The following is a 21918-nucleotide window of genomic DNA, read 5'->3' as shown; positions in this document are numbered from 1 at the left end:
TTAAATTTAATAAAGTTTATTTATTAAAGGCCGTTATGCCTTCTTCGAGCCAGGCTTCAAATTCTTCAACCTCTGGCGTATACCCTACAGGGGTATTTAATTCGTTTCCGTCTGGTGTAAGTAAAACGTAATAAGGCTGAGCGTTTATCTGGTATTTTTCAATCTGAAAATCGCTCCATTTATTACCTACTGTTTGAATACGTTTACCGGTGGTTTCGCTTACATACTGTGCTGCTTCGGGTAGATTTTCTTTTAAATCTACAAACAATGAAATAAGAACCACATCATTCTGAAGTTTACTTAAAACCTGAGGTTCACCCCAAACGCGCTCCTCCATTTTACGGCAATTCACACAAGCCTTACCTGTAAAATCTAATAGTACGGGTTTATTTTTCGCTTTAGCGAAAGCCATACCTGCATCATAGTCTGTAAATGTTATGAGTTGGTATGGTCCTAACTCCGCTTCTTCAGGCATTTCAGAAGCTGTAGCGCCTGTACCTCCCTTCATATAGCCTACTCCATAGGGAGATTCGCTATAATTCATAGGTGGAGGGAAACCACTAATTAACTTAAGCGGCGCGCCCCATAAACCGGGAATTAAATAAATTGTAAAAGCCAAAACAAAAAGTCCGAAAACCAATCTTCCCGAAGAAATATGATCTATAGGCGTATCGTGAGACAATCGTATTTTACCCAATAAATACAGTGCCAAAGCTCCAAAAATAGCAATCCAAATAGCCAAAAAGACTTCACGTTCTAACAAATGCGCTTGCAATACGAGGTCTGCGTTTGAAAGAAATTTAAATGCCAAAGCCAGCTCTAGAAATCCTAAAACCACTTTAACCGAATTTAACCAACCACCAGACTTAGGTAGCGAATTCATTAAGCCCGGGAACAATGCAAACAAAGCAAATGGAATTGCAATTGCAAGAGAGAATCCTAGCATTCCCAGTATAGGTGCGAGACCACCTTCTGAGGCTGCCTGTACCAATAACGTACCTACAATAGGGCCGGTACAACTAAAGGATACGATAGCAAGCGCTAATGCCATAAAAAAGATACCAACCACGCCTCCTCTATCTGCTTTACGATCTACCGCATTTGCCCAGGAATTGGGTAACATAATTTCAAAAGCACCAAAAAAAGAAATAGCAAATACAACCAGTAAGACGAAGAAAATAATATTAAACCATACGTTTGTTGATAAGGCATTCAACGCATCTGCACCAAAAATAGCCGTAACAAGTGTTCCCAGCAAGACGTAAATAATCACGATAAAAAAACCGTATAAAATTGCGTTGCGTCGACCGATAGCAGCATTTTTACTCTGTTTTGTAAAAAAACTTACGGTCATAGGGATCATTGGGAAAACGCAAGGTGTTAACAGCGCCAGAAATCCTGAAGCAAAAGCAAGAAAGAAAATCGTCCATAAATCTTGTTTTTCTTCAAGTTTAATCTCTTCCTGTACAGGAGTTATCTTTTCTATATTTCTTTCAGTCGTATTATAATCTTTAAATGCATTAAAGTCCTCCAGGACTAATCCCTTACCCGCTTTAAGATCGAAAACTATATACTTTTCTTCGTTGATACAAACCTCTTTACAAACCTGGTACTTGAGTATCAATTTAACCACACTTAAATCTTCTTTTGTGGTTTTAATATTTTGCGTAAGCGTAGCGTTGTCTATAAAAAAAGTTTCATCAACTTCAAAAACATTACTGTACTCCGTATGGGTTTCACTTTCTGTAGTAGGACCTTCAAGTGTAAAATCTTCACCCGTATTTAAAAATTCAAGTTCAATAGGTAATGAACCATCAGGATCTGTAAATTGAGAGTATACATGCCAGTCTTTCTCGATTTCTGCATTAAGAATTAAAGCGTACGTCGCATCGTCAAGCTTTTGTACTTCGGCTTGCCACTGTACGGGATTTTTAGTTGTATCTGATTGCCCGAATACCTGAGCATTTCCTGTAATTGTAAATAAAAAAAGTACAAGAAGAAAACCATATTTAATCATACACTGCTGTAATTTTAACAAGCTTAGTCGCCTGCGAATTTATTTTGTACCGATTGTCTGTGCGCTCACCTACAATCCATATTATATCTGTACCCGAACACAATAACCACGCGGCCTCTTTATCTAGTGCCGAGTATTTTAAATCTTTAAAGTATTTACTCACTTTCTTTTTACCACGCATACCGTAAGGATAAAAAGAATCGCCTTCCTCCCATTTGCGCACATAAAGCGGAAATTTTAATTGCGCTTCATCAAAAACGGCTTCGTTCTTTTTTAAAATATCTAAGCTAGAAATTGATTCTTTTAGCAATTTAAAATTGGGTAGTTTAATTTCAGAATCTATCTTATCAAAGATGTATTTATCTTTAGGCTGTGATTTATGTGCACTTAAAATCAATACTTCGCGATCTTTAATTAGCCGATAATTTTCTGAAAGTACTTGTTTACCAGACTGTGCCTGTAACAAATCATAAATATCATCCCAGGCCGTAAACCCAAAACCTTTTAATAGTTGATACAAAACCGCTTTAGTATTAGGTACTTCGCGCAATTGGGTTATGCTCAACTCATAACCTTGAAACGATTCTGTAACAATCTTAGAGAATAAGAAAGCCGTATAATCTTCTAATAAGTCTGCAGCTTGCTGTAAGTGTTTTTGCGTTTTTTTAAACTGAATTAAAAAATCTGGTGCTGCTTGAGATAATGCCGGTATAGCGTGGTGTCTAAAATGATTGCGCAGGTAATTATCAGTCTCATTACTGCTGTCTTCACGCCAGACTATATTATTTTCTTTTGCGTATGCCAGAATTTCTTCGCGGCTAAAAGGAAGTAAAGGTCTAAGTATATGTTCGCTCGCTTCGGTCATACCTTTTAAGCCTTCAAGACCACTGGCGCGATTTATATTTATTAAAAACGTCTCAAGATCATCCTGAGCGTGATGCGCAGTAAGGGTATGCGTTAAATTGAATTGATTACACAATTCATTAAACCAGGCGTACCGTAACTCACGAGCCGCCATTTGTGTAGATACTTTGTGTGCAGCTGCAAATGCTTTAGTATTAAACTTCTGAAGGTGAAATTTTACATCGAGTTGTTGAGCCAACTCCCTAACAAAGACTGCATCTGCATCACTTTCACTTCCGCGTAGCGAAAAATTACAATGCGCAATTTCAAAATCTAATTCTGCTCGTTTTAATAGGTGTGCTAATACGACGCTGTCAATCCCACCGCTAACAGCAAGTAAAACAGGACGCTCTTTTAGAAACGGAAACCGGGCAGTAATGTGCTTTAAAAAGGCATGAAACATAGTAGTCAAATATACAATTTTAGCGTGCAGCAGCTTTCAAATATTTTGAGATGTCTTAGGCTTTCTTTGTTGAAACGCGCCTTATCAATTGGTTTCTAAAATAATAGCGATTGCATATATGAATTAACAATCTAAGTAAAATAAGCAAAACATAAATTGTACTTTTAATACCAGGCTTTGTAACACGTGTTACTTCAAAATTTATTGAACCCATTTATATTTACGCCTTAAAATAAAACATTGAAAAGGTACTTCCCCATTCTAAGTTGGTTACCTGCCTATAAAAAGGCCTATTTATCTGGTGATATTTTTGCCGGAATAACTGTAGGTGTAATGCTCATACCTCAAGGTATGGCCTATGCGATGATTGCAGGTCTGCCGCCTGTTTTTGGTCTTTACGCAGCATTGGTTCCGCAGGTGATCTATGCCATTACAGGCACAAGCAGGCAGCTCGCAATAGGACCGGTAGCGATGGATTCTTTATTAATAGCTTCGGGGTTGGGTGCTTTGTCTATTTCAGGCATTGATGAATATATCTCGATGGCGATATTTTTATCCCTTTTTATAGGAACGATACAGGTTGCAATGGGTTTTTTGAAGATGGGCTTTCTGGTTAATTTTCTATCAAAACCGGTAATCAACGGATTTACTTCCGCGGCAGCGCTAATTATAGGAATAAGCCAACTCAAACATTTACTAGGTATTGAAATAACCAGCAACAAAACTCTTCAAATATTAAAACAAACCGCTTTACAACTGGATCAAATTAACCCATATGCTGTGGTAGTAGGACTTTGCGGTATAGGTGTTATGCTTTTAATAAAGAAAATACACAGCCAGATACCGGCGGCTATTGTAGTTGTTATTTTAGGAATCTCACTGGCCTATTTTACTCCACTGCCAGAGTATGGTCTCAAACTTGTAGGTAAAATTCCTGAAGGACTACCCGGTTTTAAAATTCCTGAAATTCCCTGGGCAAATCTGGGAGATTTATTTACTATAGCCCTGGCTATGTCGCTAATTGCTTTTATGGAAGTAATTTCTATAGGTAAAGCACTTGACGAAAAAGTAAATGCCAATACCATCGTACCTAATCAAGAATTAATTGCATTAGGAGCTGGTAATATTATGGGTTCATTATTTCAAAGTTACCCTACGACAGCCGGTTTTAGCAGAACCGCCGTTAATTTTCAGGCAGGTGCAAAAACTGGAGTTGCAGCTTTTATAAGTGCCGCGCTTGTTGCTCTAACCTTACTCTTTTTGACACCGGTATTCTATTATTTGCCAAACGCGATTCTGGCCTCGATAATTATGCTGGCAATTACCAGTCTCATTGATTTTAGATACCCTCAAGAACTGTATAAATATCAAAAAGACGAATTTGTTTTATTGATGGCTACTTTCCTAATAACTCTTTTTGTAGGCATACAAGAAGGTATCATTCTAGGTGTATTGTTTTCGTTATTACTTATGGTTTACCGAACTTCTAAGCCTCATATGGCAGTTTTAGGCCAAATTAAAGGAACTACTTATTTTAAAAATATTTCGCGTTTTGCGCCAGATATTATAGATCGTAAAGACATCCTGGTACTGCGTTTTGATGCTCAGTTATTTTTTGGCAATAAAGATTATTTCTACAAGCAGTTAAAGCGTCATAAAATTGCAAAAGGCCCCGATTTAAAGGTTATTATTATAAATGCCGAAGCTATAAATTATGTAGACAGCAGTGCGACTTACATCATAAAACATCTTATTCTCGAACTTAAAGAACAACAGATTCAATTAATGATTGCCGGTGCTACAGGACCTACACGCGATATTTTATTTAAAACAGGAGTTGTAGATTTATTAGGCCGTGAAAACCTTTTTGTACGTGTGGTGGAAGCCGTTGAATATGTAGATGGAATACACCCCAGAACAGAAATTGAAGATCGTATCTCACATCAAAATTATTAAGTTAGTTAAATCGGAAACTCCCTTTTAAAACAAGGTATCTGTGCGGCTTATTGCCTTTGATTTCACCGTCTGTATAATTCCATTTTAAACCCAATGAATAGCGTTTTAGAGAAATAAAAGCGCCTAATGAAGCATTAATATAAAAGTGATCAACAAGGCTGTCTGGTACTAATACCGTTCCGTTTGCATCTGCATCTTCTATTGTAGCATTATAAATTGAATATTTTGCAGCTAATGATCCTTCAAAAAAGAACTCTTGAGATCCTTTAGCAAAAAGTGTATTTCTTTGCGAATTTGTTTTAGAAACTGTTTCAAATTTACCCAATCGTAGGTGAAGTGCGGGTTCTACGAAAGTAAAAATCGTTCCTACCGAAGCGTCTACTTTCCCGTAAATACCCATCCATTTAGTATTAAAAACTTCTGAAGCATAAGACGCATTTAGGTTCACACCTAATTTATTAGGGATTTGATCATCCCATTGATTGACTAAAATATCATATGACACATACTGATGTATAAAATTTTGTATTTCACCGGCTTGTACCGCCGGTCCTAAAATTCCCAGGTCTAACTTCAGTTTAAAAAAGGATTGTTTAAACGCGTAGGCAGCTTCAAAATCTGCATACCCCCAACCGGCATAGGGTTGCCGTATGTTTACAAGTTGCCGTGTAGTTGAATAATCTGGTGTATAGGCCTGTATGTGCAAGCCCGCGCGTTGCATATACCCTTCTTTAGAAGTAAATAGACGAGATAGAACTGTTTCCTTTTCTGGAAGCCAGGCAACGTCCAGATGAATTCCGTAAGTATAATGCCAATCTGTACGTGTCCCAAAAACCGTAAAATCATTATCGTGCCCTATCGTTAATTCGTACTTATAGCCGTTATCCTGTGCGTGAAGTACAGCACAAAAAAACATTAAAAAAGAAATACATAGCCTATTAAATACCTTCACATTTGAAAGCTACTTCCTTTTTATTAAAACTCAAAACCAATTTTGAAAGCGGCTATTCATTAGATTCAATATTATGTTTAGAATATAAAGTGTGCCACATATTGAAAACAATATGTGACGTTGCTGGTATATAAAGCATCAACCAATTGTTCTATCTTTACCACACTAAATACTACGATGGCTTTTACCCTACTTTCATCACCTTTACAAGGTTTTACAGATTTCAGATTTCGCAATGCATTCAACCATTATTTTGGCGGAATTGATACCTTTTACTCACCCTACATACGATTAAACGGAAAGCTGAAAATTAAACAGTCGTATCAAAATGATTTATTGCTTGAAAATAATACGACACTAGAAGTCATTCCGCAAATAATTACTAACGACCCTGATGAGTTTATATTTGTAGCCAAATATGTACGTAGTTTAGGATATAAAGAACTCAACTGGAATTTAGGTTGCCCGTATCCTATGGTTACAAAATCGGGTATGGGGTCTGGTTTAATTTGCAATCCTCAACGTATAAATGAAGTGTTGCACCGCGCACACAATGAGACCGATATTCTGGTTTCTATGAAAATGAGAATGGGATATGAGCACGCCGAAGAAATTTTAGATGCCTTTCCTATTCTAGACAATTACCCGCTTAAGAGTATTGCCATACACGCCCGTATAGGAAAGCAACTTTACAAAGGCCCGGTTGATTTAGACGCATTTGAAAAATGCATAAGCAGCACTAAGCATAAATTGTATTACAACGGAGACATTACCAGTGTTGCTGCATTTAAAGATATCGAGCAACGTTTTCCCAGTATAGATCATTTTATGATAGGTCGTGGATTAATTGCTGATCCGTTTCTACCGGCGATGATTAAAAATAACACCACAGAATATCCTAAAAACAGGTGGTCTATTTTTTCAGAATTTCACGATACGATTTACAAAGACTATGATGAGTATTTATCTGGCCCCACACCTATTAAAATGAAAATGTTGGGATTTTGGGAGTTTTTTTCACAATCTACTTCAAACCCGCAAAAGGTTTATAAAGCCATAAAAAAAGCTTCTAATCCTATAAAATATAAACAAGCTGTTGCTCAAATACTCAATGCTGAAATAAAACTGGAGAATTCGATTTAAAAGCTATATTGTGAAGTAAGTAAATCGTTGTATTAGAGTTTATTTTGAAGCTGCTAGTAGTGAAGGTTGTAATTTCTTAAGTGCCAAAGCAGCGAATGAGCGTACTTCGTGATTTTTTGCTGTAATCTGTAATCCTGCTAAAAGCGGTAAGAAACTGGTATCTCCTAAATACTGAATTAAATAAATTACAGGTAAACGCAAGTTACCATCACCTACTTCTATTAGCTGTATTAGTGCCTTATTAAAACTTATATCTGAATCCTCAAGAATTTCATCATACATATCCTGATCTTCAATAATGGTTAATTCTAATAAAGGCAACAAGGTATGTTTCAGTTTTGGGGAGAGAATGTTATCTAAAAATTCTATTGCATTTGCACGGGTGTCTCTATCCTGACTAATAAATCCTTTGTAGGCTACATCGAGATCTCTTCGATCGTAATAAACTGCAAGCAATTTAAATATAGTTTCAATACGGGTTTGCAATTGCAGTTCAAGAACTTCTAAAAGCCCCTCTCGGGCTGTACTCAATTCGGTTTGATCATCAAGAGACAATCCTGCATATTGCTCGCGTTTAAAATTGCCGGTAATCACTTTTTTACTACTTATGATATCGCGATACTCAAAACTTAAATTAAGCAGTTCTTTAAAAATAGTTTTTGGAAAAAAATTAAGTTTAGACTCTTTTCGCTTAAGCTTATATAAAGATTTAGCCGAAGCTTTCCGAATCAGATTGTCTTTACTTTTTAATAATCTCAATAATATACGTACCGATGCCTGTGTTTCAAAAGTCTGTATTACAGCCGGAATATGCTTTTTTACGTTGTTTTTTAAAGACTTATTTGCTTCCCGCGCCAGTAGATTTTCGCTAATAGCTTCTCCATAAGAACGCAAGGCTTCTATAGCATCCTGACGGTATTCTTTAATAGTTAAAAATTCGATTAGAGCGTCTATAAACATAGGCTCTTGAGAAATACCTGCTGCAATAATTGCATGACGCACAATATGCGAATCTCTGTTATTAAAATTTACGGAGATAAAAGAATAAAACTGCGGAAGCTTAGCGTACCCAATCGACTGTAGTAAAAATGATAATTCTTCTGGCCGGTGTATGCTATTAGGTAGCTCTAATTCTGCAAGCCATAACTCAATGCGAAGTTCGAGATTGTAACGAGATGCTATTTTTTTATTAGTAGCAGATTCTTTGGCAAGACATAATAATGCTGCGTGTGCGATGTAATCGCTACTGTGGTTAAGGTATGAGTCAAAAATACGACTGTCATTAAGCGAAGTATGTAAAATGAGATAATTCATCGCTGCATAGACTACTTCATCATCTTTAAAATAAACGAGTTTTTGAATTATCTCTACGGCCGTTCCTTCAGGATAATGATACAATTGATTAATCGCAGCAATTTTTACATCATTATCCTCATGTTCTAATAACCGAAGAATTTTTGGCATCAAAATCTTAGCATTACGACCCGATAATTGATCGAGATACATGCGTATTTGCTCAGGCTCACCCGTTGCAAGTATGCGCTTACCTAATTCTAGTGGTGACTTACGCTTACGCACCGGAACGCCGTCTGATATGGCAACAGCGTCACGTAAACTTTTTCTAAAACTCTTAAAGTAAGTGTCGCGCACTTTAAAAATGCCTACAATCCAGACCAGAATTAAGAAGATAATAATAACAGTCACGTAGTTTGTGGGTAAAGACAAACCTTTGATTATAAAAATTAATAGAAAACCAGCAATACCGGTAGCTACACTATCAACAACTACATCTATAAAAGATTTGGTACGGTTCTTTATTTCTAGAGAAATAGGGACCATAGCAAGCTCTGTAGCAGCTTTGTTAATAGATTGTTTTAAACTACCATCAAGCCCCTTAATGATAATCAACACCCATAACTCGGGAAATGTTAGAAACAGAAGTGAACCCAAAGCAATACCTAAAGGAAGTATTAACAGCGAACTATTTACACCTAGTTTTTCTACTACTCTATTGGTAAGAAATAGTTGAATTCCTAATGAGAACAAGTTGAAAGTAGAAAACCAAAATCCAAAAAACGAAGCGAGTTCATCTGCGTCAGTAATGGCTCTACTGGCAAAGTCACTAAACTGAAAATCAACCAATTTTGCAATGATAACACTCAGACCTATTATTAGGGCGAGATAGGTTAAATGTTTGGACTTCAGTAATAATTTAAATGCAGAATCATCTAGAGCATTATGCACATCTGTAGAACGGGAAGTTCTACCCACATAGCCTTTTTTATAAATCTGCAATAGGATGGGAATACACGATAGAATAAAAACGGAAGCGATGAGAAGCATATTTCCGTTTCCTATAAAAGGTGCTAAAATGGTTGTAAGATAACCTCCAAAAATACCTCCTGCAATTGCACCAGCGCCTATAAAACCAAATAACCGCTTAGCTTCGCGCGCATTAAATACCATATTAGCCAGTAACCAAAACTGACTCGTAGTTAAAACTGCAAAAATGCCACTTATTACGTAATAAATATATAAAGTAGCTGCACTTATAAGTTTAAGCTTGTATAAAACACTTAGTATTATAAAGGCTAACGCAAAGAAAGTAAGAGAAAAAATTATAATGCGCTTTAAAGAATACACTCTTACAGCACGGTTATAAAAATACGATGTAACGACTGCTATACCTGCAATTAATAAATAGGCAAACGCCAGATTATCTGCTCCTAAACCCTTAAGAAAAAGAGCATTTACTGTAGGCTTTACAATAAGCAGTATGGTAATAATTAGAAAGACGTATAACTGCATTAAAAAAGAGATGGTGATTTCACCATCTCTTATATTAAACGTCTTTTTCAGAAATTTTCTAATCACCTATACGACCAGCACCTTTTGTAGCGCTTGCCAGTAAAGTTCGAGATTTTTGTAAAGCTTTCTCAACTGGAAATACTAAATTTCTAATAATTTGTTCACCATTAGGATCTTCAACAAGAGCCACAAGAATATACTTACGACCATTTTCTCCCCATACCAGAATAGAATCTGAATGGTAATTTTGCCAGGATCCAGATTTTCTAAATAAACGTGCTGTAGGAGCAATACGCTCTAGCGTGTTTACAAATTTGTGATGTAATGAAGGATTTTCCATAATATCTAACATGGCTTTAGAACGCTCTGGGCTTACTAAAGTCCCCGTCACTAATTTGTAGTAGAAACGACAAACCTGCTCTGCTGTAGCTGCGTGACTAAGTCCCTTTAAAGGATCTGGTCTGCGCTCACCAGCAGCAGCATAGCGTTTACCTACCCATAAACCACCGCCATTTTTCTTATCGTATAATTTGTATTTGTCGCTGGTAAGAACACTAGATATTTTATCATAACCCAGCCTATCAATCATACGAGTACTTGCTTGGTTGTTAGATTTACTAATCATTAACCACATATCTTGTTTAATCTCTGCGGTTTCTTTCATTTCGCCTTTTTCAATAGCATCCATTGCGGCTAATAAAATTGCAATTTTAGGTAAACTCGCAGCATACATCATTTCTTCACCATTAATACCTGCGTATTGAATGGCGTTAGGATCGTCTAAGCTTACGATACCAACAGACATCTTCTTATTAGCAATTAAACTTTTAAGTTTAGGATCTTGAGAAATTTGATTATAAAGTTGGGTAGTTAAGATTTTACTGTTGAAATTTTCTAGGGGTGCATCAATACAGCTTTTTAAAGGTAATTCTTGAGCTGAAATATTTGAAGATATTGCTACTACAAGCAATACAATTAGCAATTTTATTTTTTTCATAAACAATTTTTAGCTTGTGCGTTTGGGGTTTAACGAACTGTTTACATCAATAGTATGCAAAGGTTAACGAAAAATTACCACAAACATGAGATTTAACATTTATAATCGTTTAAGCGCAATTACGATACCAAAATACTGTTAAGATAATTATTTATGATTTTTAATAATCCCAGCGACGTGTTTGATTCAATTCTTCTTCTTTTTTAAGTTCTTCAGTAGGAATAACTTTTAGAAAAGAAGGATGTTGTTCTATCGCATACTCAATCATTTCTACGATATCCTCAACAGAATCATTCTCATAATCAATATCAAGCGGCTTTTTAATTTCCATAGTTTGAAGAATCCCTCGCTTTTTTATACGTATTCCCTTCTTATCAAAAGACCTTCTAAAACCATCAATAACTATAGGTACCACAACAGGTTTGTATTGCTTGATTATATGAGCGGTACCTTTGCGAATGGGTTTCCAGGGTTTTGTTGTTCCCTGCGGAAACGTAATAACCCAACCATCATGTAAGGCGATACCTATATTTTCGGTATCACTTAAATTTACAGGACGCTCTACCTCCTGTCCTTTTTCCCGCCAGGTTCTGCTAACCGAAACAGCACCGGCATATGCCATAATACGCGGTAATAAGCCACTACGCATAGTCTCACTTGCCGCCACGTAATAAATATTGAGTTTAGGGTCCCATAAATAACCCACATTTTTAATTGAATCTACTCTCCCGCTCAAGCTGGCATTGAATACGTGAAACATGGCTACAACATCTGCAAAGTAGGTTTGATGATTAGAAACAAAAAGAACATTAGTATCGGGAAGTTCTGTTATAATTTCAGAACCATCTATTTGTAGTGCATTAAATCCCCTATAGCGTCTATGAGACATAACTCCCATAATACGTATCAACCATTTTTTAATGATTAAGTAGTGTCCAAAAGGATTGGTTTTAAAAAGACCCATAATTTGTTATAACTCGTACAGCGATTTGTGAAATATAAAATTAATACTTTAAAATATATACCTTATCTCAAGCTAATTGTTGTAATGCCCACTTTACTTCACTAAGCATCATGGCTGTTGCACCCCATACCACCTTCTCTGTAAGCAAAAAAGCTGGGACATCTACCATCTTACCATATGATGTATCAACTGTTTGCGATATTATACTGGTTTCTGAAAGAAATTCAGCTAGTGGTACTTCTAGAATAGCTTCTACTTCAGAATCTTCTTTTACAAATTTTGGTGTATGCCTAACTACCCCAATAAATGGCTGTACCCAGAAATTACTTGGCGGAATATAAACCTTCGTGAGTTCTTTAAAAACCTCAATACTGGTTCGGTCTACTCCTATTTCTTCTTCAGTTTCCCGTAAAGCCGTCGCCTGTATATTTTCATCAAAATCTTCTGCCTTCCCACCGGGAAAACCTACCTGATTGCTATGAACACCTTTGTAGGTTTTGCGTAGAATAAGTACAAGCATGGTCTCGCCACTCAACTTATGCGGATAGAATAATGACATAACACCCGCCCATCTGGGTTTGCGAGCTTCAATATCGAGTTCATTTAATGCCTCAATTCGTTCTGTAGGCGCCATCAGGTAATGAGCCTTTTGGCCCAATAATTCTAAATTGCTTATTTTTGGCAACCTTTCTATAAATTCTTCAAATTGCATATATGCGTATTCGTATTTCTATTTTATTAAGTGCACTACTTCTCTCCGGTACCGGTTGTGAAGATAAAAAATCAAAGGCAAAAGACATCCCAACTCAAACCACTGAAAAAAAAGCAGATAGTACCGAAGCAGAGAAAAACAAGGCTCAAAATGAGAAATTAAAAACCAAGGCAGGTTCCATAATAGAATCTCAGGCAGAACTTATTCCTTTCTTAACAGAATACGGTAAAAAAAATCAAGAGACCCGTGTGCGTATCTTAACAGAATATGGTGACATTGAAATTGAACTCTTTAAAGATACACCTCTTCATCGTGCAAACTTTATTTTGTTGGTTAAACAGAACTATTTTGAAAACACAATGATACATCGTAATTCTCCCGGTTTTGTGGTTCAGGGAGGTAATAGTGACGGTTACGAGACTCCAAAAAAAAGACAGCATATAGGCAATTATTTAATACCTAACGAAGCCAGTGCAAATCATACACACGTTCGCGGGGCCTTCTCTGCCGCAAAATATTTAGAACAAAATGTAAGTGATGCTTCATCACCATTTGAATGGTTTATTGTGCAACCAGAGCGTGGCGCACATCATCTTGACGGTGAACACACCGTTTTTGGGCGTGTAACAAAAGGAATGAATGTAGTAGATGAAATTAATAAAGTGGCCGTGGATGAAAATGAATGGCCTATTAAGAATATTTATTTAGAAAAGGTTGAAATAATTGACTAATTCAATTGAAGTATCCTTATGCTTATTAAGTTTATAAGTACGTTCTTTTACTAAGCTCAAATATGTATCCGTTTTTAAAAAAAATTTGTTGGGTTTATTACTTTGATAAAAATTAAACCATCAAATGTTTCGGAATATTTTTTAGGTATTAGTGATATACGTTTCGGATTATAACCAGGCCCACCTAGTAATAATTGCTTTTTCTTATCGCTAAAAAAAGCAGCTATATCACTGTTTAAGGCCTTTTGCATGTCTACAAAGTAAATATCATTCTGGGCTTGAATAAGTGTTTCTGCATAGGTTTTTTTAAATGGCTTCTCAATTTCATAAACCTCCCAATGATTGGGTTTACCTTTCTTAAATACATTTCCTTTTAATTTACCTTTCCCAAAGTCAAAATATACACTGTAGTAATCGTCTTTGTAAAAATCTTTTAAATGTCTTCCTAAATTAATCAAACCACTCCCATAGGATAAAAATTCTTTGTTATTAATGTGTTGATTGTGAGCCCAAATAAATACTTTACCATTCTCGGTTTCATTATCAATTATATTATTGACATTTTTAAACATTCCAAGATCTCTAATTTCACTTTTTGAATCTTGAACGTAGTGGGTATAATTAATTAAAGATTTAATTGCTCTAATTAGTGATTTAAAGTCTCTGTTATTTTCAAGTTTATTAATTTTTTGGAAGTCTGATACAATACTCTCTATTTTAAGAAGATTAGGAATATGAATGTCTGCCCAGTCATTTTTCTTACCATATTCTACTCGTTTTTCTACACATGCATCTGCTATTAAGAGAAGTTCTTCGCTAACAGGGATATTAAACTTTTTTACTAATTCTCGTAATTCTAGATTGATATTTTTCACATTCTGAATATCCATTCCATAATAACGAATTTGTTCATTTTCAGGTTTACCGAGATTGTAATTTCGCATCCATTCTAAAAGATTAACTACCTCTTTTGTATACCAAATGTAAGTACTGAAATTTTCAGCGATAGTTTCAACACTTCCAGTTCCTCCGCTTATCCATTCATTGATACCGCTCTCTGAAGGGTACGAATCCTCCATTATAAATATCTTTACATTTTGAGTTTCTACTAAATATTTGAAAAATTTAGCTTTAATATCGAAAAATTCCTTTCCGTGATGTGTGGCTTCTCCAAATCCAAAAATTCTGGCATTTGCAAATTTCTGTGGAATATTGTCATTGAAGATTGAAAGCTTTGTGTCTGGATCTACATCTTCTATTTTAATCGAATTCTCATTAATCCAATTTACCACATTATCATTCTGACTATATATTTGAATTGAAAAAAAATGTAGTAGAGCTACAATTAAATGTCTCATTTACATTCACTTTAAATAATTTATAAATACTTAATCGGTTATTTTTAAAATCAGAATTATAGGAATTACTCAAAAATCCCGGTATCAAAACCATCAAGACTGGTTTGATTTTTCTCGGTCCAATATTCTTTAATTCCACTTTCACCTTTATGCTCTGCCCAAACTTTTAAGGTGTCACGCTCTCCTTTATAGTCCATAAATGGGACTCCAAATCCACAAGAAGATTGTACTAATTCTATAGATAACTTAAAAATTTGACGGGCACCTGCCGTTTCTTCAAAATACCTCATATATTCAGAAAATAATGCATCACGCTCGTGATACACTTCAGCCGTACCGTATAACCTTAATATAAGTGGATTTTTATCAAAAGAGCAAAACATAACCGTCATACGTGCATCTTTAAGAACGTGAGCTGCGGTCTCATTGCCACTACCCGTCATATTTAACCACAACACTTCCTGTGAATTCAGTATATAAAAAGTAGACATTCCTTTTGGAGAGACATTTACAAAACCACTGTCTGCTGCAGTGCTTACAAAAAATATCTTTTGCTCTTTTATAAATTCTTGTAACTGTGGAGTTAGATCAGGACGTTTTTTACCCATACTATTAAAATTATATTTAAATCTGATTTTCCGGCGCTGCCTCATTCGTGTAAATTGATGGTAACTGAAGTTTAAACACAACAGCCATGGTACGTATAAAAATTACCAAAAACCCCGATACTACCGAATTGATTACCGTGTTAACATCAAAATGATCTAAAAGCACATACATACTCCCTCCCACAATACAAGCGCTCGCATAAATTTCTTTTCTAAAAATCACCGGGATTTCAGTGCATAAAATATCACGCAATACACCACCAAAACAAGCTGTAATCGTACCCAAAGCAATGCAAATTACCGGAGCTAAACCAATTAAAATCCCCATTTGAACACCTGTGACTGTATACAATGCAATACCTATAGTATCAAATAAAAATAATGATTTACGCACATAGCGTAATTGTCTCCTAAAAATAATCGCAACAACTGTTGCGATAAAAATAAGATAAACAAAAGAGGTGTTTAGAATCCATGTTACAGGAGATTTACCTATTAATAAGTCACGTAAAGTACCACCACCTACCGAAGTTACGGTCGCAATAATGAGAATGCCAAACAGATCCATTCTCTTTTTTGTAGCGGTAATAACTCCCGAAATCGCAAAAGCTATAGTTCCTAAAATATCAATGATATCTGCTGCAACACTTTCCATCTATAATTGTGTATAGTAGTTATAATCTTTAAGCACACGATCTACAAATTGAAGAGGCTTCTCGTCTGGTGTAATTTGCATTGTGGTAGCTAACTTATCACTAAGCTTAACAATTACATTGTGTTTTCCGCTAAATCGAGATTGATTATATATTGTTTTAATTTTTTGAATATCTGCATCACTAAATACAGTCACCTGTGGGTATTTTGGCACATAATCTACAGGGATATCTTTAAGTAATGTTTGACTTAAACTCACTTTTTTATTTTCATTAATAACAGTCGTACCCGCTGCAATATCTCCTAATCGTTGCCCTTTTCCATTTAATAAAATAGTAAATACAGCAATACCGCCGCTGGTTAATGAGATATCAATGGTGCGCATAATCCACCTTACAAAATAACTTCCAAAACCGGGCTTTGAGCCATCAATTTTAACTACTCTCAAGTTTAAAGCTGCTTTACCAAACGTACGACCGTTCCAGAAGGCTTCAAGAAATAGAAAATATAAAAAAGCCGGTATGCTAATTATCATAAAAAAAATAGCCACAGATGCCGTAGAGTTACTATCTATACCAAATGAGGCCAATATAAAAATGGTGAGTACAAAATAAGCAATCAAAATTAGCAAGTCTATTAAATAAGCAAGTATACGCTCGCCAATTCCCGCAACGTTTTGTTGAATGCTTACATTTTGGGCAGTTTCAATTTGAAAGTTATCCATTTATTCTTTTCTTTACTCCTTAAGTTAGATCTGGCAGTAACCCTTACAGATTAAAACTATGTATTAATTGCTTCAGAGATCACTCTGAATTTTAAATTTTTAAACTAGTTTTCACAAACTATCTTGTTAAAACCGATACTACTAATACTCATTTTATGCGTGAAGCAGCTTTTGTGAAGCAAAATAAGGATAAATGGTTAAGATTTGAAAACGTTATGGTAGGTAATCAAAATGATTTATCACCAGATGAACTTTCGGCCTTATATCTAGAAGTGACAGATCATTTGAGTTTTGCAAAAACCTTTTATCCGCAGAGTAAAACTACGCAGTATCTCAATCAATTAGCATCCCAATCGCACCAGAAAATTTATAAAACCAAGCGAGAGTCAAGTAAAAGATTCATCACTTTTTTTACAGATGAATTCCCCTTGCTGATGCACCGCTATCAAAAGCATTTACTCCTATCGTTTGCAACATTTATACTTTTTGCTATTATAGGTGCCTATAGTGCGGCTACAGATGACGCTTATGTACGCAGCATTTTAGGCGATGGTTATGTAAATATGACCTTAGAAAATATTGCCAACAATGACCCGATGCGGGTTTATAAAGAAATGAATGAAACCGAAATGTTTTTAGGCATCACCATAAACAATATTAAAGTTGCGCTGATGGCTTTTATCTTCGGAATTTTATTTTGTGTAGGCTCACTTTTTATGATGATGAAAAACGGCGTTATGCTGGGTTCTTTTCAGTATTTCTTTTATGAAAAAGGAGTTTTATGGGAATCTGTACGTACCATCTGGATTCATGGTACTATAGAAATTTCAGTAATTATTATTGCAGGTGCTGCCGGATTAGTACTAGGTAGCGGAATTCTATTTCCCGGAACCTATACCCGTTTAGAATCTTTTAAACGCAGCATGAAAGATGGTTTAAAAATCGTGGTGAGTACCATTCCTTTTTTTATAGTCGCAGGATTTTTGGAAGGTTTTGTAACCCGCCATACCGAAATGCCAGACTGGCTCGCTATCGCAATTATTAGTATTTCTTTGTTACTAATTCTATTTTACTACGTCCTATATCCTCACATCGTTTATAAAAAAACGCTTAACACATTATGAAAGAACTAATCCACTTTAAAAAGCAACGTGAACTAGGTGATATCCTGTCTGATACCTTTAAATTTTTACGTTTAGAATACAAACCTCTTTTTAAAGCATTGATGCGTAATGCAGCAATACCATTTATTATTTTAATAGCTATTTCTGCTTATTTCAATACCCTAATATCAGATTTTAGCGAATTAACTTCCGGTAATTTTGATGTTTCAGTAATACTCTTCTCCATCTTGGGAATGTTTATCGCCTTGCTATTTTATTATGCTATTTTGTATGGGACAATTCTCAATTATATTAAACTATATATTCAAAACGACGGTAACGTAAATCCACATGTGCTAAACACCAATGTTAGAAATTCACTGGGTAATTTAACAGGTCTTTCATTTTTATCTGCTATGCTGCTTATGGCAGGTTTTATGTTATGTATTTTACCAGGCATTTATATAAGCGTCCCGCTATCTTTAACTTTTGCCATATTGGTTTTCAATAATAAGTCTGCGGTTGATGCGATTTCAGATAGTTTCAGATTAATTAAGGGCGAGTGGTGGATGACTTTTGCTACTATTTTAGTTATGGGTTTATTACTCTATGTTGCCAACATTGTATTTTCGGTACCCGTTATTATCTATTCACTTGTAAAAACATTTACTTCTGCAGATCAAATTTCTCAGGGTGATGTGTCGAGTATGATTGACTGGGTTTACATCACATTAAATGCTATATCTACTGCTATTCAATACATTTTAGCAGGTATTTATGCTATAGCTATTGCATTTATTTATTTCAATCTAAATGAAAAAATAAATCAAACCGGAACTTTTGAAACTATAGACAGTATAGGATCTGACCTTTAATGCAACACCCATTTTACATAGTAGTTCTCTTTTTTTGTGTCTTTAGTTTCAGTTTAAAAGCTGAAATTTTAGATTCAACACAGGTTTCAAAAGATATTAGGTATGATGATAGCGTCATTAGCGTACAGCAATTTGATGCTCAAACTCTTGAAAATTTCAGACAGGATGAGGCGTTTAACTATGTAGAATTAATACCGCCAGATAACCTGTGGACGCGTTTCAAAACCTGGCTAGATGATTTGTGGGATACCTTTATAAATTGGATTCTTCAAGGTAATGAAGCAACAGGTCTGTTAGGCCTTATAGTACGGGCACTACCCTATTTACTACTACTGGGTGTTGTAACACTACTGGTCTGGCTATTTTTAAAAATTGATATGGGTGGTTCTGGGTTAAAAAACGGCAGCTTAAATAAAGTGATTCTTACAGACGAGCAACAGATTATAGAGACTCAAAATATTCAGGAACTCATAGATGATGCGTTGCTTCAAAAAAATTACCAGTTGGCCGTGCGCTATTATTACTTATTGCTTTTACAAAAATTAGCAAATAAAGACATTATAGACTGGCAGGTGCAAAAAACAAATGCCGATTATGTATATGAAATCAAAAATAACGAGTTGCGTATTGAATTTACTAAGCTTACCCGTATCTATGATTTTATCTGGTATGGTAATTTTGAAGTAAGCGAATCTGCCTTTAGCAAAGCCGAACAAGAATTTAAAAAAACAACTGCAACTTTATGACCACCCGTTATAAAATACTCGCGGGTATACTTATACTTTGTGTGGCGCTTCTTATCGCTGCGGAAGCTTCAAAACCCGAACCTATTAACTGGTTTCCGGCTTACGGTAAACTAGACGAAATCCCGTTTGGTACCTATGTTTTTTATGACCAGTTAAATACAGTTATTGACGAGGAAAGAATTCAGGAAGTTAATGTACCTCCATTTGAATTCCTGTTAGACAACACTGTTTCTGGCACCTACTTTTTTCTGAATAGTTCGGTATATAATGATGAGGCAGAAGCAAATAAATTACTTGATTGGGTTGCAAAAGGCAATACGCTTTTTATTGCTGCCAATGCAGTTAGTGAAACAATTTTAGATACCTTAAATCTTAACACGAGTTATTATACCGAAACCGAAGCTCTTGAAAAGCGCCCGGTGGTTTATTTGAGTAACCCGAAATTAAATAAAAAGACTGCTTACCGCTTAGATAAAGATGTAAGTACGGTTTTCTTTGATGAAATAGACACGCTACAAACAACAGTTTTAGGGGTTTTTCATCTAGCAAATAGCACAAGAAATAAGCTGTTGCTTAAACCTAAAATTAACTTTACAAAAACACCTTATAAAAAGGGAACCGTAATTATAAATACATTTCCAGAAGCATACACGAATGTATTTATGCTAGATAGCATAAATGCAGAATATACTGCAAAAACACTCGCCTATTTACCAGCTAAGGGTATGGTTTATTTAGATCAGCATTACAAAAACAGTAAAGCAGTTGCCGTTTCTCCCTTATTTATAATTTTAAATAACAAATACCTAAAATGGTCGTGGTACACCTTACTAATTACCGCACTCATTTGGGTTTATTTTGAAGGAAAACGCAAGCAGCGCAGTATCCCTGTGATTCAACCGCTTTCTAATAAAACGCTTGATTATACCAGAACAATCGCCGGGATGTATCTTGATAAAAAAGACAACAGGCAAATTGCAATGCATCAGATCAATCATTTTATGGAGTATATACGAAGTACATTTATACTTGCCACAGATAAAAAAGATCTTGCATTTATCGAAAATCTCGCGGCAAAAAGTAATGTTTCCGTAGTAGAAATTAAAAATACCATTGACTATATCATAAGCCTCAAACAGAAAGTAGAAATTACTGAAGACGAATTGATACAGTTAAACACTTATATTGAAAACTTTAAAAAAAACCATCAGGATGGACGAATCAACTAATTTATCTGAAAACATAAACAACGAGGCTGCACCTAAAACTGGCAATCAAAACGACAATTCAGAAAATTTAGAATTTACAAACCGAATTCCTCTTGAAGGACTTCGTGATGCAGTTGATCAATTAAAAGCTGAGCTGGCTAAAGTGATTATAGGGCAGTATGAATTTATAGAATTACTAATCGTTGCGTTACTCTCTGAAGGTCATGTATTGATTGAAGGGGTTCCCGGTATTGCAAAAACAGTTACCGCTAAGCTTTTTGCAAAAACACTAAGTACCGCATTTAGCCGAATTCAATTCACTCCAGACCTGATGCCCAGTGATGTATTGGGAACTTCTGTATTGAATATGAGTACTAGCAATTTTGAATTTAAGCACGGTCCTATTTTCTCAAACATTGTACTTATAGACGAAATAAACAGAGCACCTGCAAAAACACAGGCTGCACTTTTTGAAGTGATGGAGGAGCGCCAGATCACTATAGATGGTCAACAATATCAGTTAGATAAACCCTTTATGGTACTAGCCACCCAAAATCCTATTGAGCAGGAAGGAACCTATGCCTTACCCGAAGCACAATTAGATCGTTTTCTGTTTAAAATAAAAGTAGAATACCCTGATCTTACCGATGAGATCGCAATTCTTAAAAGCCATAACGAACGCCACACCAGCCAGGAAGCTGTAATCAATGCGGTACTTTCTACAGAAAAGCTTGAAGCGTATAGAAAACAAATTCATCATATACGCATTGAAGAAAAGATTTTAAACTACATCGCATCTATTACAGTAAAATCGCGTACCCATCCGCATTTATATTTAGGAGGATCTCCTCGAGCTTCATTAGCCATAATGAACGCTTCAAAAGCTTTTGCCGCAATTAATGGAAGGGATTTTGTGACCCCGGAAGATGTTAAGAAATCAGTTACTCCGGTATTGAGACACCGTGTAATATTATCACCAGAACGCGAGATGGAAGGTATGACCCCTGAAACGGTAATAGATATGCTTGTTCAATCTGTAGAAGTACCCCGCTAGTG

The 21918-nt window shown here is 35.6% G+C and carries 19 protein-coding genes; 8 read left to right on the top strand and 11 right to left on the bottom strand.

The window, feature by feature from the left end; genetic code table 11:
- Positions 1 to 16: 16 nt before the first annotated feature.
- Together ACEN25_RS01870 and tilS are read right to left on the bottom strand one after the other, a co-directional pair.
- Positions 17 to 2017, bottom strand: coding sequence for a cytochrome c biogenesis protein CcdA (locus ACEN25_RS01870; RefSeq protein ID WP_441801385.1), 2001 nt, complete (start codon positions 2015 to 2017; stop codon positions 17 to 19).
- On the bottom strand, positions 2010 to 3323 hold the full coding sequence (gene tilS, locus ACEN25_RS01865) for a tRNA lysidine(34) synthetase TilS (RefSeq protein WP_441801704.1): 1314 nt from the start codon (positions 3321 to 3323) through the stop codon (positions 2010 to 2012). Before tilS ends, ACEN25_RS01870 begins: the two co-directional genes overlap by 8 nt.
- Before the next feature lie 240 nt (positions 3324 to 3563).
- On the opposite strand from tilS, the gene ACEN25_RS01860 reads away from it, so the two are divergent.
- Positions 3564 to 5279 carry a SulP family inorganic anion transporter gene (locus ACEN25_RS01860; RefSeq protein WP_441801384.1) on the top strand — a complete coding sequence of 572 codons (1716 nt, stop codon included), beginning with the start codon at positions 3564 to 3566 and terminating at the stop codon, positions 5277 to 5279.
- A 1-nt stretch (position 5280) separates the two neighbouring features.
- Here ACEN25_RS01860 and ACEN25_RS01855 read toward each other — a convergent pair whose 3' ends face one another.
- The gene (locus tag ACEN25_RS01855; RefSeq protein WP_441801383.1) at positions 5281 to 6231 is read right to left on the bottom strand and encodes a lipid A-modifier LpxR family protein; all 951 of its coding nucleotides are present in this window, start codon (positions 6229 to 6231) and stop codon (positions 5281 to 5283) included.
- Between the two features lie 177 nt (positions 6232 to 6408).
- Between ACEN25_RS01855 and ACEN25_RS01850 the strand changes: the two genes are divergently transcribed.
- Entirely contained in the window at positions 6409 to 7374 is a 966-nt protein-coding gene (locus tag ACEN25_RS01850) for a tRNA dihydrouridine synthase (RefSeq protein ID WP_441801382.1), read from the top strand.
- Positions 7375 to 7413: 39 nt separating this feature from the next.
- Here the strand turns inward: ACEN25_RS01850 and ACEN25_RS01845 are convergent, their stop codons facing one another.
- The 4 genes from ACEN25_RS01845 to ACEN25_RS01830 form a co-directional block, all read right to left on the bottom strand.
- Entirely contained in the window at positions 7414 to 10248 is a 2835-nt protein-coding gene (locus ACEN25_RS01845) for an Npt1/Npt2 family nucleotide transporter (RefSeq protein WP_441801381.1), read from the bottom strand.
- Positions 10241 to 11179 carry a serine hydrolase gene (locus tag ACEN25_RS01840; RefSeq protein WP_028375511.1) on the bottom strand — a complete coding sequence of 313 codons (939 nt, stop codon included), beginning with the start codon at positions 11177 to 11179 and terminating at the stop codon, positions 10241 to 10243. The genes ACEN25_RS01845 and ACEN25_RS01840 overlap by 8 nt, the downstream gene beginning before the upstream one ends.
- Positions 11180 to 11339: 160 nt before the next feature.
- A complete protein-coding gene (locus tag ACEN25_RS01835) occupies positions 11340 to 12143 on the bottom strand; it encodes a lysophospholipid acyltransferase family protein (RefSeq protein WP_028375512.1) in 804 nt (267 codons plus the stop codon).
- A 67-nt stretch (positions 12144 to 12210) separates the two neighbouring features.
- A complete protein-coding gene (locus ACEN25_RS01830; RefSeq protein WP_441801380.1) occupies positions 12211 to 12855 on the bottom strand; it encodes an NUDIX hydrolase in 645 nt (214 codons plus the stop codon).
- Positions 12856 to 12857: 2 nt separating this feature from the next.
- Between ACEN25_RS01830 and ACEN25_RS01825 the strand changes: the two genes are divergently transcribed.
- The gene (locus tag ACEN25_RS01825; RefSeq protein ID WP_441801379.1) at positions 12858 to 13586 is read left to right on the top strand and encodes a peptidylprolyl isomerase; all 729 of its coding nucleotides are present in this window, start codon (positions 12858 to 12860) and stop codon (positions 13584 to 13586) included.
- Between the two features lie 74 nt (positions 13587 to 13660).
- Here ACEN25_RS01825 and ACEN25_RS01820 read toward each other — a convergent pair whose 3' ends face one another.
- The 4 genes from ACEN25_RS01820 to ACEN25_RS01805 form a co-directional block, all read right to left on the bottom strand.
- On the bottom strand, positions 13661 to 14944 hold the full coding sequence (locus tag ACEN25_RS01820; RefSeq protein WP_441801378.1) for an erythromycin esterase family protein: 1284 nt from the start codon (positions 14942 to 14944) through the stop codon (positions 13661 to 13663).
- Positions 14945 to 15009: 65 nt separating this feature from the next.
- Positions 15010 to 15552: a pyridoxamine 5'-phosphate oxidase family protein gene (locus ACEN25_RS01815; RefSeq protein ID WP_441801377.1), complete on the bottom strand. Its 543-nt coding sequence runs from the start codon at positions 15550 to 15552 to the stop codon at positions 15010 to 15012.
- Positions 15553 to 15568: 16 nt separating this feature from the next.
- Positions 15569 to 16207: a trimeric intracellular cation channel family protein gene (locus ACEN25_RS01810; protein ID WP_441801376.1), complete on the bottom strand. Its 639-nt coding sequence runs from the start codon at positions 16205 to 16207 to the stop codon at positions 15569 to 15571.
- The gene (locus ACEN25_RS01805) at positions 16208 to 16930 is read right to left on the bottom strand and encodes an RDD family protein (RefSeq protein ID WP_441801375.1); all 723 of its coding nucleotides are present in this window, start codon (positions 16928 to 16930) and stop codon (positions 16208 to 16210) included.
- A 155-nt stretch (positions 16931 to 17085) separates the two neighbouring features.
- Here ACEN25_RS01805 and ACEN25_RS01800 point away from each other — a divergent pair, with 155 nt between their 5' ends.
- The 5 genes from ACEN25_RS01800 to ACEN25_RS01780 are packed head-to-tail and all read left to right on the top strand — an operon-like array spanning position 17086 to position 21916.
- On the top strand, positions 17086 to 18054 hold the full coding sequence (locus ACEN25_RS01800; RefSeq protein WP_441801374.1) for a stage II sporulation protein M: 969 nt from the start codon (positions 17086 to 17088) through the stop codon (positions 18052 to 18054).
- The gene (locus ACEN25_RS01795) at positions 18051 to 18908 is read left to right on the top strand and encodes a hypothetical protein (RefSeq protein ID WP_441801373.1); all 858 of its coding nucleotides are present in this window, start codon (positions 18051 to 18053) and stop codon (positions 18906 to 18908) included. Before ACEN25_RS01800 ends, ACEN25_RS01795 begins: the two co-directional genes overlap by 4 nt.
- Complete coding sequence (locus tag ACEN25_RS01790; RefSeq protein ID WP_441801372.1) at positions 18908 to 19654, top strand: DUF4129 domain-containing protein; 747 nt, start codon at positions 18908 to 18910, stop codon at positions 19652 to 19654. The genes ACEN25_RS01795 and ACEN25_RS01790 overlap by 1 nt, the downstream gene beginning before the upstream one ends.
- Positions 19651 to 20883 (top strand): DUF4350 domain-containing protein, encoded by a 1233-nt coding sequence (locus ACEN25_RS01785; protein WP_441801371.1) that lies wholly within the window; start codon positions 19651 to 19653, stop codon positions 20881 to 20883. The genes ACEN25_RS01790 and ACEN25_RS01785 overlap by 4 nt, the downstream gene beginning before the upstream one ends.
- On the top strand, positions 20867 to 21916 hold the full coding sequence (locus ACEN25_RS01780; RefSeq protein ID WP_441801370.1) for an AAA family ATPase: 1050 nt from the start codon (positions 20867 to 20869) through the stop codon (positions 21914 to 21916). Before ACEN25_RS01785 ends, ACEN25_RS01780 begins: the two co-directional genes overlap by 17 nt.
- The last annotated feature ends 2 nt before the right edge of the window (positions 21917 to 21918 follow it).

The sequence above is a fragment of the Leeuwenhoekiella sp. W20_SRS_FM14 genome (assembly GCF_052119605.1).
GTDB lineage: Bacteria > Bacteroidota > Bacteroidia > Flavobacteriales > Flavobacteriaceae > Leeuwenhoekiella.
The sequence above is the reverse complement of the archived record's forward strand: the minus strand, read 5'-3'. Positions and strand labels throughout refer to the sequence as shown.